This is a genomic window from Rathayibacter rhapontici, assembly GCF_001995175.1.
Lineage (GTDB): Bacteria > Actinomycetota > Actinomycetes > Actinomycetales > Microbacteriaceae > Rathayibacter.
In genome coordinates, this window is sequence record NZ_MUKN01000044.1 from 1 (window position 1) to 13,488 (window position 13,488).

Genomic DNA, 13,488 nt, shown 5'->3' on the forward strand with positions numbered 1-13,488 from the left:
CGTCGCGACCGCCGCCGCACGGGGCTCCGCGTCGCCGGCCAGTGCGGCGCCGACGCTGAACGCGCCGATCCCGAGCAGGACCGCGGCGAGCACCGCGGACACCGCGAGCAGCCACGGCCGGCGGCGGAGTGGGATCGTCCGGGGCTGAGTGGTCCGGGTCGGGGTCATCCAGGACATGGTAGTCGCGGCGGACCGGGAGGACCCGGTGGAGGGAGGGGAACGGAGCCGCCTGTGGGAATCGAACCCACGACCTTCTCATTACGAGTGAGACGCTCTGCCGACTGAGCTAAGGCGGCGTGAACGAGGGCCTGGGCCCCGGACACGAGTACACAGCATATACGGTCGCGGGGCCCGCCGTGAACACGACCGCCGATGCTCCCGGCCCTCGGCGGCTCCTCAGGAGAGGACCGAGCGCAGCTCCTCGAACGAGGCGGCGACGCGGCCCGGCAGCGCCTCCCGACCGTCCTGGTCGGCCCAGCAGACCCACGCGTGGCGCATCGCCGCGAGCCCGACGAGCGTGAGCATCCGCGCTCGGCTGAGCACGACGTCGACGTCCTGCTCGCTGCGGGCGAGGCGATCGGCGACCAGCTGCTCCACCGCGACCTCGAAGTCGCGCATGCCCGCGATCTTGAGTCCGACCAGCTGCGGGTGCTCGCGGAACAGCTCGCGCCGGAGCAGGTGCAGCTCGCGGTCGTCCTCCATCGGCTCCTCCATCGCCGCGACGAAGACGATCTGCAGCGCGTCGAGCACCGGTCCCTCCCCCTCGACGAAGGCGGCGGCGGTCTCGTCGGTGATCACCGGGAGCCCGCCGACGAGGGCGTCCTCCTTCGACGCGAAGTAGTTGAAGAACGTGCGCGTCGAGACGTCGGCCTGCCGTGACACGTCCTCGATGGTCACGCGGTCGGGTCCGCGCTCGGCGGCCAGACGGAGCACCGCCATCTCGATGGCCCGCCGGGTGGCGAGCCGCTTGCGCTCCCGCAGACCGGGACGGGGCGCGGGCTCGGTGTCTCTCAGCACTGCGGATCCTCCGGTGGCACGACGCCCTCGAGCAGGTAGGCGTCGACCGTGTCGTTCACGCACGGGGTGGACTTGTTGTAGGCGGTGTGCCCCTCGCCCGTGTAGGTCAGGAGGTGCCCCTCGGCGAGCTGTCCGGCGAGGGCCTGCGCCCACACGTACGGCGTGGCCGGGTCGTTGGTGGTGCCGACCACGAGGATCGGCGCGGATCCCTCCGCCGCGATGGGCTCGCGCGAGCCCTCGAACCGGGCCGGCCACTCGCTGCAGAGGATGTCGCCGTACGCCATGTAGCGCCCGATCGTCGGTGCGGCCTCCTCGAGCGCCGCCGCGTCGGCGCGCATCGCGGCGGCATCGCCCGTGTAGGAGTAGTCGACGCAGTTGATCGCGAGGAAGGCCTCGGTGGCGTTGTCGCGGTACGCGCCGTCGGCGTCGCGGCCGTTGTAGGCGTCGGCGTACTGGAACGCGGTGGACGCCGCGCCCGCCTGCACCTCGGCGAGCATCTCGCTGAGCGCACCCCATGCTCCCGCGTCGTAGAGCGGGTAGACGATCGCGGTGAAGAGCGTGTTCGCGCCGAGGACGCGGCCGTCGCCGGCGCGGATCCCGGACGCGTCGACCCGCTCGAGCATCGCCCCCACCTGGTCCATCCCGTCCTCGACGGAGCCCGTGAACGGGCAGTCGGCCGAGCCGAGGCAGTCGGCGAGATAGGCGCGCAGGGCGCTCTCGAACCCCTTCGCCTGCTCCCGCACCACGTCGAGCGAGGTGGCGGCCGGATCGATCGCGCCGTCGAGCACGAGGCGGCCGACCCGCTCGGGGAAGAGTCCCGCGTACGTCGCGCCGAGGAACGTGCCGTACGAGTAGCCGAGGTAGTTCAGCGTCTTGTCGCCGAGGGCCGCGCGCAGCACGTCGAGGTCGCGCGCCGCGTTCGGCGTCCCGACCTCGCCGAGCAGGGATCCGCTGCGCTCGGCGCAGGCGTCGGCGAAGGCGGACGACGCGGTGCGCTGGGCGGCGATCCACTCGTCGCTCCCCCGCTCGCCCGGGGTGATGTCGTAGAGGTAGGAGTCGAGACCCGCGTCGTCGAGGCAGGTGACGGCGGTCGAGGCGCCGACGCCGCGAGGATCGAAGCCGACGACGTCGTAGCGGGCCGAGAGCTCCTCGTCGACGGCGTAGTCCACGCTGTCGCGGATGAAGTCGACTCCCGAGGCTCCGGGACCGCCCGGGTTCACGAGCAGGGAGCCGAGCGCCGGCTGCTGAGCGGCCGGGTGGCGCACGAGGGCGATCGTCGCCGTCTCCCCCGCGGGCTCGTCCCAGTCCAGCGGGACCGTCGCCTCCGTGCACTGCGCGCCGTCGCCGCAGTCGTCCCAGACGAGGACCTGGCCGTAGTACGGCTCGAGCGGCGCCTCGACCGGCTGCGCGGCGGGCGTGGAGGTCGCCGACGGGGTCGGCGCGAAGCATCCGGCGAGCAGAGCGGAGGCGGCGATCACGGCGGCCGCGGCGAGAGAGCGCCCGGCGCGCCTCACGCCGCCACCGGACGACGGGCGGCGACCACGAGCATCGCCTCGAGCGCGAGGACCGGCGACACGTTGGCGTCGATCCGCTGCCGCGCGGTCGAGACGGCGTCGAGCACCGCGAGGGTGCGCTCGGGCCGGGTGGCGTCGGCGAGCGCGGTCATCTCGGCGCGGACCTCCTCGTTGATGACCCCGCCCGGCGCGCCGAGCTGGAGGCGGACGACGTCTCGGTAGAGCGAGAGCAGGTCGACGAGGATCCGGTCGAGACCGTCGCGGAGGCTCCGCGTCGCCCGGCGCTTCTGGTCCTCCTCGAGGGCCCGCAGCTGCGAGCGGAGCTGCGGCGGGATCGTGCCGCCGGGCTCGACACCGAGCGAGCGGAGGGCCTGGGCGCGCTCGACCTCGTCGCGCTCCAGGGTGATCGCCTTCGCGTCGTCGGTCGCGACCTCGATCAGCCGGGCGGCCCCGAGGACGGCGTCCGAAACTCCGCGCAGGCGCAGGGCGATCCGGAGCGTCTCCTCGCGTCGGGCGCGCGCGTTCGCGTCGGTGGCGAGCCGGTGCGCCATGCCGATGTGGCTCTGCGCCTGGCGGGCCGCGCGCTCCGCGGTCTCGGAGTCGACCCCGTCGCGGCGCTCGAGCAGCCCGGCGACGTCCTCGACGCTGGGCACCCGCAGGCGCACCGAGCGCACCCGGGAGCGGATCGTGGGCAGCAGGTCGGCCTCGCTGGGAGCGCAGAGGATCCAGACGGTGCGCTCGGGCGGCTCCTCGAGCGCCTTCAGCAGCACGTTCGACGTGCGCTCGCTCATCCGGTCGGCGTCCTCGATCACCATCACGCGGTAGCGCGAGACGGACGGCGAGTACTGCGAGCTCGAGACGAGCTTGCGCACCTCCTCGATCGAGATGATCACGCGCTCGGTCGCGAGGACGGAGAGGTCGGGGTGCGAGCGGGCCGCGACCTGCCGGCAGTCCGGGCACTCGCCGCAGCCTCCGCGTCGGCACAGCAGCGCCGAGGCGAACGCGTACGCGAGGTTCGAGCGGCCCGAGCCGGGCGGGCCGGTGATGAGCCACGAGTGCGTCATCGACGCCGACTCGTCGCCCGACGCGGAGCGGGGCGTGGACGCGTCGCGCAGGGCGCCGATGGCGTGCTCCTGGCCGACGAGCTGGCTCCAGACGTTCACGCGTCCACGCTACCCGCGAGCACCGACAGAGCTGTCGCCGACGGTGCCCTGCCGCTCGAGGAGCTCCTCCACGCGGGAGCGCACCGCGGCGGCGAGCTCCTCGACGGGGAGGGCGGCGTCGAGCACGAGGAAGCGCTCGGGGTCGGAGTCGGCGATCGCGAGGAACGCGTGGCGGACCCTCTCGTGGAACTCCGCCTTCTCGGCCTCGAGCCGGTCGAACCGGGTGCGGGCCGCGTCCAGGCGCGAGCGGGCCGCCGCCGGGTCGAGATCGAGCAGCACCGTGAGATCGGGGCGGAAGTCGTGCGTCGCCCACTCCGAGAGCCGTCTCACCTCGCCCGCGTCGAGCACGCGTCCCGCCCCCTGATAGGCGACCGAGGAGTCGATGTAGCGGTCCTGGACCACTACCTCGCCGCGCTCGATCGCCGGTCGCACCAGCGTGCCGATGTGCTGAGCGCGGTCCGCCGCGTAGAGCAGGGCCTCGGCGCGCGGGTCGATCTCGCCCCGGTGGTGGAGGACGATCTCGCGGATCTGCACCCCCACCTCCGTACCGCCCGGCTCCCGGGTGCGCACGACGGTCTCGCCCCGCGAGCCCAGCCACTCCTCGAGCAGCCGGGCCTGCGTCGTCTTGCCCGCGCCGTCCCCGCCCTCGAGGGTGACGAACAGCCCGGTCACTCCGCGGTGCCCGTCGCCTCCGACGCGGCCGCGGGCTTCTTCGCGGCCGGCTTGCGGGTGGTGGTGGTCTTGGCGGCGGTGGTCTTGGCGGCCGTCGTCTTGGCAGCGGTCGTCTTGGCCGCGGTCGTCTTGGCCGCCGTCGTCTTGGCCGCCGTCGTCTTGGCCGCGGTCGTCTTCGCAGCCGTCGTCTTCGAAGCGGTCGTCTTCGCCGCCGGCTTCTTCGCGGGAGCGCGCTTCGCGGGAGCCTTCTTGACCGGCCCCTTGGCGCGCTTGTCCGCGAGCATCTGCACGGCCTGCTCGAAGTCGATCTCCTCGATCGTCTGGCCCTTGGGGATCGTGACGTTCGTCTCGCCGTCGGTGACGTAGGCGCCGAAGCGGCCGTCGCGGATGCGGATCGGCTTGCCGCTCACGGGGTCCGCCTCGAACTCCTTCAGAGCGCTCGACGCCCGCTTCGCTCCGTACTTGGGCTGAGCGAACACCTCGAGCGCGGCCGGCAGGTCGACCTCGAAGATCTGGTCCTCACTGGTGAGCGACCGGCTGTCCGTGCCCTTCTTGAGGTACGGGCCGTAGCGGCCGTTCTGGGCCGTGATCGGCTCGCCCGTCTCGGGGTCCTCGCCGACCGTGCGGGGCAGGTCCAGCAGGCGGAGCGCCGTGGCCAGGTCGATCGACGCGACGTCCATCGACTTGAAGAGGGAGGAGGTGCGCGGCTTGACGACCGCGGGCTTCTTCGCCCCGCGCTTCGCAGGGGCGGGCTCGACGACCTCGCCCGTCGCCGGGTCGGCGGTCGTCTCGGGCTCGGGGTCGACCTCGGTGACGTACGGGCCGAAGCGCCCGTCCTTCACGACGACGGTCTTCCCGCTGTCGGGGTTGCTGCCGAGCACGCGGTCGGTCTGCACCGGCGCGTCGATGAGCTCCTGCGCCTTGGCGGGCGTCAGCTCGTCGGGGGCGAGCTCGAGCGGCAGGTTCACGCGGCGCGGCGTCTCCTGCCCTTCCTCCTCGGCGACCTCGAGGTACGGGCCGTACTTGCCGATCCGCAGCGTGATGTCGTCGGTGATGCGGATGGAGTTGATGCTCTTCGCGTCGATCTCGCCGAGGTTGTCGACGACGTTCCGGAGTCCGGGATGCGCGCCGCCGCCAAAGTAGAAGCGGTTGAGCCAGTCGACCCGGTCCTCCTCGCCGCCGGCGATGCGGTCGAGGTCGCCCTCCATCTCGGCCGTGAAGTCGTACTCCACGAGGTCCGAGAAGAAGTCCTCGAGCAGGCGCACGACCGAGAAGGCGATCCAGTTCGGAACGAGCGCCGTGCCGCGCGGGGTGACGTACCCGCGGTCGACGATGGTCGAGATGATCGACGCGTACGTCGAGGGGCGCCCGATCCCCAGCTCTTCGAGCGACTTCACGAGGCTCGCCTCGGTGTAGCGCGGGGGCGGCGAGGTCTCGTGGCCCTTCGCCTCGACCTCGGCGACCACGAGAGACTGGCCGACCTCGAGCACGGGGAGCTTGGCGTCCTTCTCGTCGCGGGCGCCGTGGCGCTCCTCGTCGCGGCCCTCCTCGTAGGCGAGCAGGAAGCCGCGGAAGGTGATGACCGTGCCGGAGGCGGTGAACTCCGCGCTGCGGGTCGTGTCGCCGGCCGGGTTCGCCTCGAGGGTGACCGTGGCGGTCGAGCCCTTGGCGTCGGCCATCTGCGAGGCGACGGTGCGCTTCCAGATCAGGTCGTAGAGGCGGTGGTCGTTGCCGCGGAGGGTGCCCGCGAGCTGGTCGGGGGTGCGGAAGGTCTCGCCGGCGGGGCGGATCGCCTCGTGCGCCTCCTGCGCGTTCTTGTTCTTGCCGGAGTAGAGGCGCGGCTTGTCGGGCACGGTCTCGGCACCGTAGAGCGCGGTCGCCTGCGAGCGCGCCGCGGTGATCGCCTGCTGCGAGAGGTTCGGCGAGTCGGTCCTCATGTAGGTGATGAAGCCGTTCTCGTACAGCGACTGCGCCACGCTCATGGTCTGGCGGGCCGAGAAGCGGAGCTTGCGCGCGGCCTCCTGCTGGAGCGTCGACGTGGTGAACGGAGCGGCGGGGCGCCGCGAGTAGGGCTTGGACTCGAGGTTCGTGACGCGCACGAGGGTCGCCGGGTCGCGCAGCGCGGAGGCCAGGGCGGTCGCGCTGGTCTCGTCGAGCACGGTGACGTCGCTCTTGAGCTCGCCGCGGTCGTCGAAGTCGCGGCCGCTGCCGATGCGCTTGCCGTCGAGTCGCGCCAGCCGGGCGCGAAGCCCGCCGAGGCGTCGGCCTCGGGGGCGAGGACCGTCGCGAGGTCCCAGTAGCTCGCCGAGACGAAGGCGAGGCGCTCGCGCTCGCGGTCGACGACGAGGCGGGTGGCGGCCGACTGCACGCGGCCGGCCGAGAGTCCGGGCCCGACCTTGCGCCAGAGCACCGGCGAGATCTCGTAGCCGTAGAGGCGGTCGAGGATGCGGCGGGTCTCCTGCGCGTCGACGAGGGACGTGTCGATGTCGCGGGTGTTCTGGCTGGCCTTCTGGATCGCGTCCTTGGTGATCTCGTGGAAGACCATGCGGTGCACGGGGACCTTGGGCTTGAGCTCCTCGAGGAGGTGCCACGCGATGGCCTCGCCCTCGCGGTCCTCATCCGTCGCGAGGAAGAGCTCGTCGGCGTTCTTCAGCGCCCGCTTGAGATCGGCGACCGTCTTCTTCTTCTGGTCCGACACGACGTAGTACGGCTCGAACCCGTTGTCGACGTCGACCGAGAACTTGCCCAGCGGGCCCTTCTTGAGCTCGGGCGGGAGGTTCTTGGGCTCGATGAGGTCGCGGATGTGGCCGACGGAGGCGAGCACCTCGTACCCGTCGCCCAGGTACTGGGCGATGGTCTTGGCTTTCGCCGGCGACTCGACGATCACCAGCTTCTTCGTGCCGGACACAGTTCTCCTCGGTTGATGCTGTCGGGTCGGACGGGCGGGCCGTCCGACGGGTCCCCGTCTGCGGGGAGGCGGTGCGCGGCGGCCGCACGGGGAACGGTGTCCCGTTCGCGTGGGCCTCGGGCGCCCGACAGGCACACCATACACACCGAGTCCGGGGACCGAGGCCCCCGGGAGGGCCGGATGAGGCTGAGAGCGGGCCCTGAGCACGCCGAACGCGAGACGGTCCGTCGACCCGCTCCTGGTGACGCGGCGGCCCGATCGGCGCATGATGAGGTGCATGGCAACGACGCACACTCCTCCTTCCTCGCTCCGCCCGTCCGACACGCTCGCCGCGTACACGGCGAAGCTCGCGGACGGCCCTCTCGAGGGCAAGACGCTCCGCCGCCCGTACGGCGACGACGGCGCTCCCGCCGCCCGGATCGAGATCCCGACCGGCCGCGGCTCCTCGCGCTGGGTCTACCTCCTCGCCGGCTCCCTCGAGCACGACGAGGGCTCCGGATCGCGGCCGACGGCCGCCGCGTACCGGTACCAGCGCCTCAGCTCGGACTGATCCGGAGACCGGCGGGCGGGGGACGCGGCCGACCGACCGTCACGACGGCGGGCCGGCCCTCGACCGGGCGGGCAGCGCGAGCGGACCGACGGAGACCGTGACCGCGACGGTCGCGACTCCTTCTTCCACCGCGCAGTCCGAGAGCGACGCCGCACCCGCCTCCGCCACTCGCCGAGCCGCATCGCACGGCGCCCCTGCCAGCAGCCCGGAGGAGACGTCGGCCGCGGCGAGCGCCGCCGCGTCCGCCGCTGCCACTGCGCGCTGATGGCCGATCACGCCGCCGCATCCCGCGAGCACCGCGGCGGTGACGAGGATCGTTCCCGCGACGACACCCACGACCGTCGTCGCCGCCGAGCCCTCCTCGCCGCGGAGCGATCCACTGCGGGGCGGCCTGCTGCAGGGCGGCCTGCCGCGACGCCGCGGCGGATCCGTCCGCCCCACCGCACGCCGCGTCACCTCCCACCGCCCAGAGCGCACGAGCGCACCTCCACCGGCACCTCGAGCACCGGGAGCGGCCGCAGTCGGGCCGCCACGCTCACGCAGACGAGGTCGCCCTCCTCCGCCACCGCGAGAGCAGCCTCGGGATCGACCCGCGCCACCGGCCCCGCCGGATCGTCTCCCCGAGCGGAGGACCGGGCGCTGTCGGCCGTCGCATCCACCAGACGCACGTACTGCGCCGACGCCGCGACCGAGCCCAGGCAGAGCGCCAGCACCACGACCACGGCGGGGAGGACGACCGCGAGCTCCGCGCTCGCCGATCCGTCCTCCTCCGCCGCTCGCCGCACGGCCCTCCCGCCGCGGCCCCTCATCCGCCGGACGCAGCGCGCGGGTGACGAGATCGGTCAGGATCCCGCGCACCTCGTCCCCCTTGAGGATCACCACCAGCAGACCGGCGAAGCCGACGGCCGCCATCGTCGCGATCGCGTACTCGGCGGTCGCCGATCCCTCCTCCTCCGTCACGAGCCGGCCCAGCCCCGGCCGTCCTCCCGCTCCGGCCGTCGTCACGTCCCTCTCGTCGAACCCGTTCATCACTCCTGCTCCGTTCCCGCCCCGTGCCGTGCCCCTCGTCACGAGCATCGCCGGGTCCTCCGACCCGCGCGGAGCCGGGCGGCGATCGGTGCAGAGCACGGGCGGCCGACGCCTGGGGAGGAGCCTGCTCACCGCGTCACCTCGAAGGTCGAGAGCAGCACGGACACGATCATCGGAGCGACGCCCAGGAGCAGGAAGGCCGGCAGGACGCAGACGCCCAGCGGCAGCATCAGTGTCACTCCGAGGCGCGCCGCCCGCTCCCGGGCGTGCCCCGCGGCGCGCACCCGCACCAGTGCCGCCTCGCTGCGCAGCAGCGCCCCGCGGGCACTCCGGCGCTGGTCGACAGCGCGAGGACCGCCTCCGCGGCCTCCAGCGCGCGGGCGTCCGCCGGCAGTCCGCTCTCGGCCAGCGCGGCGAGCACCCGGGCGCGGGCCGAGTCGACGGAGCCCCCGCCGGCGAGCGCGACCGCGAGCAGATCGAGCGCGAGACCCGGAGCCGCCTCGCCCGGGTCCGCTCCGCGCACCAGACTGCGGGTCCAGGCCTGCGCGAGCACCATCAGCGCCGTTCCGCCGCCGAGGCAGACCAGCCCCGGAACCGTGCCCACGAGCACCCCGACCACGTCGAACCCCAGGAGGACCCCGAAGCCCAGCGCCACGAGCGGCAGCACGCCGACCACCCGTCCCGTCGCCGCGGGACCTGCGAGCGCCACGTCGATGTCGCGGCGCGCCCGCCCCGTCTCGCGCATCGACTCCGCCAGCTCGGTCAGCGCCGCCGCGACCGGTGCGCCGGAGTCGGCGGCCACTCTCCAGCAGGCGGCGAGGGACGCCCAGGCCGTCGCCTCACCGCCGTCGCTCGTCGACCGGCGCACCCTCCTGCGCACTCCGGACCGACGCGACGCCGGGACCCCGCGCAGGAGGGCCTCGGTCGCATCGCCGCCGCGGGCCGCCTCGAGCGCGACCGAGCGGAGGAGCCGCCTGCGTCGCGCCGCCCCCGACGACCCCTGCGCCTCCCCCGCACCTGCGTCGGCGAGATGGCCGAGCGCCGAGGCCGGAGCGACCCCGCGGCGAGCAGGACCGACAGCCGGTGCACGACGGCCGCGACCTCGTCCAGGCCGTCCGCGCCCCTCACGGCACCGCCCGCGCCCGAGCCGGCAGCGTCCCCTCGGCGATCCGCAGACGCCCGGAGTCGTCGAGAGCGAAGCACCCCCACGAGGCGAGCCTGCGGCGCCCGCCCCGGCGCTCGAGGTGCAGCACGAGATCGAGTGCGCTGACCGCTTGGCGTGCGACGGCGTCCGGCCCCATCCCCGCCAGTGCGCCGAGCGCCTCGAGCCGCGACGGCACGTCGGCCAGCGAGTTGGCGTGAACGGTCCCGGCTCCACCGTCGTGCCCCGTGTTCAGAGCCGAGAGCAGCTCCCGCAGCTCCGCCCCGCGGCACTCGCCCAGCACGAGGCGGTCCGGGCGCATCCGCAGCGCCTCGCGCACGAGCCGGTCGAGCCCGACGCCGCCCGCGCCCTCGAGGTTGGGCTGCCGCGCCTCGAGCGAGACGACGTGCGGATGCGCCGGCCGCAGCTCCCCCACGTCCTCGATCGCGATGATGCGCTCGTGCGGCGGCGCGCTCCCCAGCAGCGCTCCGAGCAGAGTCGTCTTGCCGGACCCGCCCGCCCCCGAGACGAGCAGGTTCCACCGCGAGGCGACCGCTCGGCGCAGGAGCGCCCGACCTGCGTCGTCCACCATCCCCGCCGCGTGGAGCTGGTCGAGGCTCCACGCCTCGGCCCGCGGGACGCGCACCGAGATCAGCGCCCCCGCGGTGGCCACCGGAGGGAGCACCACGTGCACGCGGACGCCGTGACGCAGCCGCACGTCGACGCAGGGACTCGCCTCGTCGACGTGCCGTCCTCCCGCGGCGACCAGGGACACGGCCAGACGCCGAGCACCCGTCGCATCGAGCGACCAGGTCGGATCCCGCACCGCCCCCTGGCCGCGGTCGACCCAGAGGCCGGCTCCGCCGTTGACGAAGAGGTCGGTGACAGCCGGATCGTCGGCGAAGGGCGCCAGGAGGCCGAGGGCGACCGCTCCCGGTCGGACCCGGGGCGGGGGCGGCGCAGCGGGAGCAGGAGGATCCCGGCGGAACTCGGCGGGGACGAGGGGCACGAAGTCGGCGATCATCCGGGCACGCTAGGCGCGACCGCCCGTGCCCCGCCGGAGCAGCAGCCCGAGAGGTGGAGGCTCCCGCGAACTGGAGCCTGGGGAGGAATGACCGGAAGCCGTCGGCACTCGTCCGCGAGCCCGGGGCTCCAGCGGCGACCACGACCCGGAGGACTGCACGGGCCGTTAAAAGAAGGGGGCGGCACCCATTGGGGGGAACAGGTGCCGCCTCGGCGGCGCGGGATTGGGGGGAATCACATGCGCCGCTGAGCCGAAGTTCATTCGGCCGTATGTAAGAGTACGTGACCGCGCCCGAAACTCCAACCCCCGATTTCCGACCCGTTCTCCGGCGCGTCGACGAGCCCCTCGTCACGCGCCGCTCCCCCTCGTCGGCCCCGCCTCCCTCGCGCGCTACGGTGGAGCGAGATCGGCCGGCAGCGGCCGTGCAGGCGCACTCGCGAAGGAGCGAATCGCAGATGACCACTCCCCCCGACGACGTCGTGATCCCGGGTTCCGAGACCATCGACAACCTCCTCCACGAGACGCGCCGGTTCCCTCCTCCCGCCGACTTCGCGCACGGAGCCGTCGCCACGGCCGACCTCTACGACGAGGCGGCCGCCGACCGTCTCGCGTTCTGGGCCGCGCGCAGCCGCGAGCTGCTGCACTGGCACCGCCCGTTCACGCGCACCCTGGACTGGAGCGAGCCGCCCTTCGCGAAGTGGTTCGACGACGGCGAGCTGAACATCGCCTACAACTGCCTCGACCGCCATGTGCTCGCCGGTCACGGCGACCGCGTCGCGATCCACTGGGAGGGCGAGCCCGGCGACACGCGCACCCTCACCTACGCGCAGCTCACCGCCGAGGTGAAGCGCGCCGCCAACCTGTTGACCAGCCTCGGCGTGCACGCGGGCGACCGGGTCGCGATCTACCTCCCGATGATCCCGGAGGCGGTCGTCTCGATGCTCGCCGTCGCGCGCATCGGAGCGGTCCACTCCGTCGTCTTCGGCGGCTTCAGCGCCGAGAGCCTGAGGGCGCGCATCGACGACGCCGAGGCGAAGCTCGTCATCACCGCCGACGGCGGCTGGCGCAAGGGCGCGGTCTTCCCGCTCAAGCCCGCGGTCGACGCCGCCCTGGCGATCGGCGGCGACGACTCCCCCTCGACCGTCGAGCACGTGCTCGTCGTGCAGCGCGGCGGCAACGCGGTCGACTGGAGCGAGGGGCGCGACCTCTGGTGGCACGAGGAGGTCGTCGCGGTCGACGCCGACCACACGGCCCGCGCGTTCCCCGCCGAGCAGCCCCTCTTCATCCTGTACACGAGCGGCACGACCGGGAAGCCGAAGGGCATCCTGCACACCAGCGGCGGCTACCTCACGCAGGTGGCCTACACGCACCGCGCGGTGTTCGACCTGCACCCCGAGACCGACGTGTACTGGTCGACCGCGGATGTCGGCTGGATCACCGGGCACAGCTACGTCGTCTACGGGCCGCTCGCCAACGGAGCGACGCAGGTGATGTACGAGGGCACCCCCGACACCCCGCACACCGGCCGCTGGTGGGAGATCGTCGAGAAGTACGGCGTGACGATCCTCTACGCCGCGCCCACGGCGATCCGCTCGTTCATGAAGCTGGGCCGGCAGATCCCGCAGCGCTTCGACCTCTCGAGCCTCCGGCTGCTCGGGTCGGTCGGCGAGCCGATCAACCCGGAGGCGTGGGTCTGGTACCGCGACGTCATCGGCGGCGGCCGCACGCCCATCGTCGACACGTGGTGGCAGACCGAGACCGGCGCGATCATGGTGTCGCCGCTCCCGGGCGTCACGACGCTCAAGCCCGGTTCGGCCCAGGTGCCGCTGCCCGGCGTCTCGATCGACGTCGTCGACGAGTCCGGCCGCTCGGTCGGCCAGGACTCGGGCGGCCTGCTCGTGATCACCGAGCCGTGGCCCGCGATGCTGCGCGGCATCTGGGGCGATCCCGAGCGCTACGTCGAGACCTACTGGTCGAAGTTCGGCGACCGGTACTTCGCCGGCGACGGCGCCCGCCGGGACCGCGACGGCGACCTCTGGCTGCTCGGCCGCGTCGACGACGTGATGAACGTGTCGGGGCACCGGCTCTCGACCGCCGAGATCGAATCCGCGCTCGTCTCGCACCCGGTCGTCGCCGAGGCCGCGGTCGTCGGCGCGGCGGACGAGGCGACCGGCCAGGCCGTCGTCGCGTTCGTCATCGCCAAGGCGAGCCAGGCGGAGTCGCTGGCGGGCGCCACGACGAGCTCGTGGCGACCCTGAAGGCGCACGTCGCCGAGCACATCGGAGCGATCGCCCGCCCGAAGCGGATCCTGATCGTGCAGGAGCTGCCCAAGACCCGCTCGGGGAAGATCATGCGGCGCCTGCTGCGCGACGTGGCGGAGGGGCGGGCCGTCGGCGACACGACGACGCTCGCCGACACGCAGGTCATGGCCGTCATCTCGTCCGCGATCGCGGCGGAGTGAGCGCGGTGC

Annotated in this window: 9 protein-coding genes, 1 tRNA gene and 3 pseudogenes; 2 read left to right on the forward strand and 11 right to left on the reverse strand. The window is 73.5% G+C overall.

What is annotated here, in order from left to right; all coding sequences use genetic code 11:
• Positions 1 to 223 precede the first annotated feature (223 nt).
• The 6 genes and pseudogenes from B0T42_RS13705 to topA all read right to left on the reverse strand — a co-directional run bounded on the left by B0T42_RS13705 (position 224) and on the right by topA (position 7,274).
• Positions 224 to 296, reverse strand: a tRNA-Thr gene (locus B0T42_RS13705).
• A 100-nt stretch (positions 297 to 396) separates the two neighbouring features.
• Entirely contained in the window at positions 397 to 1,017 is a 621-nt protein-coding gene (locus tag B0T42_RS13710) for a TetR/AcrR family transcriptional regulator (RefSeq protein ID WP_236720289.1), read from the reverse strand.
• On the reverse strand, positions 1,011 to 2,531 hold the full coding sequence (locus B0T42_RS13715) for an alpha/beta hydrolase (RefSeq protein WP_077223620.1): 1,521 nt from the start codon (positions 2,529 to 2,531) through the stop codon (positions 1,011 to 1,013). Before B0T42_RS13715 ends, B0T42_RS13710 begins: the two co-directional genes overlap by 7 nt.
• The gene (locus B0T42_RS13720) at positions 2,528 to 3,694 is read right to left on the reverse strand and encodes a DNA polymerase III subunit delta' (protein WP_077223621.1); all 1,167 of its coding nucleotides are present in this window, start codon (positions 3,692 to 3,694) and stop codon (positions 2,528 to 2,530) included. The genes B0T42_RS13715 and B0T42_RS13720 overlap by 4 nt, the downstream gene beginning before the upstream one ends.
• Positions 3,695 to 3,703: 9 nt before the next feature.
• A complete protein-coding gene (tmk, locus tag B0T42_RS13725; RefSeq protein WP_077223622.1) occupies positions 3,704 to 4,366 on the reverse strand; it encodes a dTMP kinase in 663 nt (220 codons plus the stop codon).
• A pseudogene (topA, locus tag B0T42_RS13730) lies at positions 4,363 to 7,274 on the reverse strand (type I DNA topoisomerase). The gene tmk and the pseudogene topA overlap by 4 nt, the downstream one beginning before the upstream one ends.
• Before the next feature lie 277 nt (positions 7,275 to 7,551).
• On the opposite strand from topA, the gene B0T42_RS13735 reads away from it, so the two are divergent.
• A complete protein-coding gene (locus B0T42_RS13735) occupies positions 7,552 to 7,824 on the forward strand; it encodes a hypothetical protein (protein WP_077223623.1) in 273 nt (90 codons plus the stop codon).
• 39 nt (positions 7,825 to 7,863) lie between these two features.
• Here B0T42_RS13735 and B0T42_RS13740 read toward each other — a convergent pair whose 3' ends face one another.
• The 5 genes and pseudogenes from B0T42_RS13740 to B0T42_RS13755 all read right to left on the reverse strand — a co-directional run bounded on the left by B0T42_RS13740 (position 7,864) and on the right by B0T42_RS13755 (position 11,018).
• On the reverse strand, positions 7,864 to 8,160 hold the full coding sequence (locus tag B0T42_RS13740; protein WP_077223642.1) for a hypothetical protein: 297 nt from the start codon (positions 8,158 to 8,160) through the stop codon (positions 7,864 to 7,866).
• 116 nt (positions 8,161 to 8,276) lie between these two features.
• A complete protein-coding gene (locus B0T42_RS19200) occupies positions 8,277 to 8,633 on the reverse strand; it encodes a TadE family type IV pilus minor pilin (protein WP_201788548.1) in 357 nt (118 codons plus the stop codon).
• 1 nt (position 8,634) lies between these two features.
• A pseudogene (locus B0T42_RS22375) lies at positions 8,635 to 8,853 on the reverse strand (DUF4244 domain-containing protein); the annotation flags it as partial.
• Positions 8,854 to 9,088: 235 nt separating this feature from the next.
• Complete coding sequence (locus tag B0T42_RS20495) at positions 9,089 to 9,721, reverse strand: type II secretion system F family protein (protein WP_083741870.1); 633 nt, start codon at positions 9,719 to 9,721, stop codon at positions 9,089 to 9,091.
• Positions 9,722 to 9,977: 256 nt separating this feature from the next.
• Complete coding sequence (locus tag B0T42_RS13755; protein ID WP_077223625.1) at positions 9,978 to 11,018, reverse strand: TadA family conjugal transfer-associated ATPase; 1,041 nt, start codon at positions 11,016 to 11,018, stop codon at positions 9,978 to 9,980.
• A 455-nt stretch (positions 11,019 to 11,473) separates the two neighbouring features.
• On the opposite strand from B0T42_RS13755, the pseudogene acs reads away from it, so the two are divergent.
• Positions 11,474 to 13,479, forward strand: a pseudogene (gene acs / locus B0T42_RS13760) (acetate--CoA ligase).
• Positions 13,480 to 13,488: the final 9 nt, after the last annotated feature.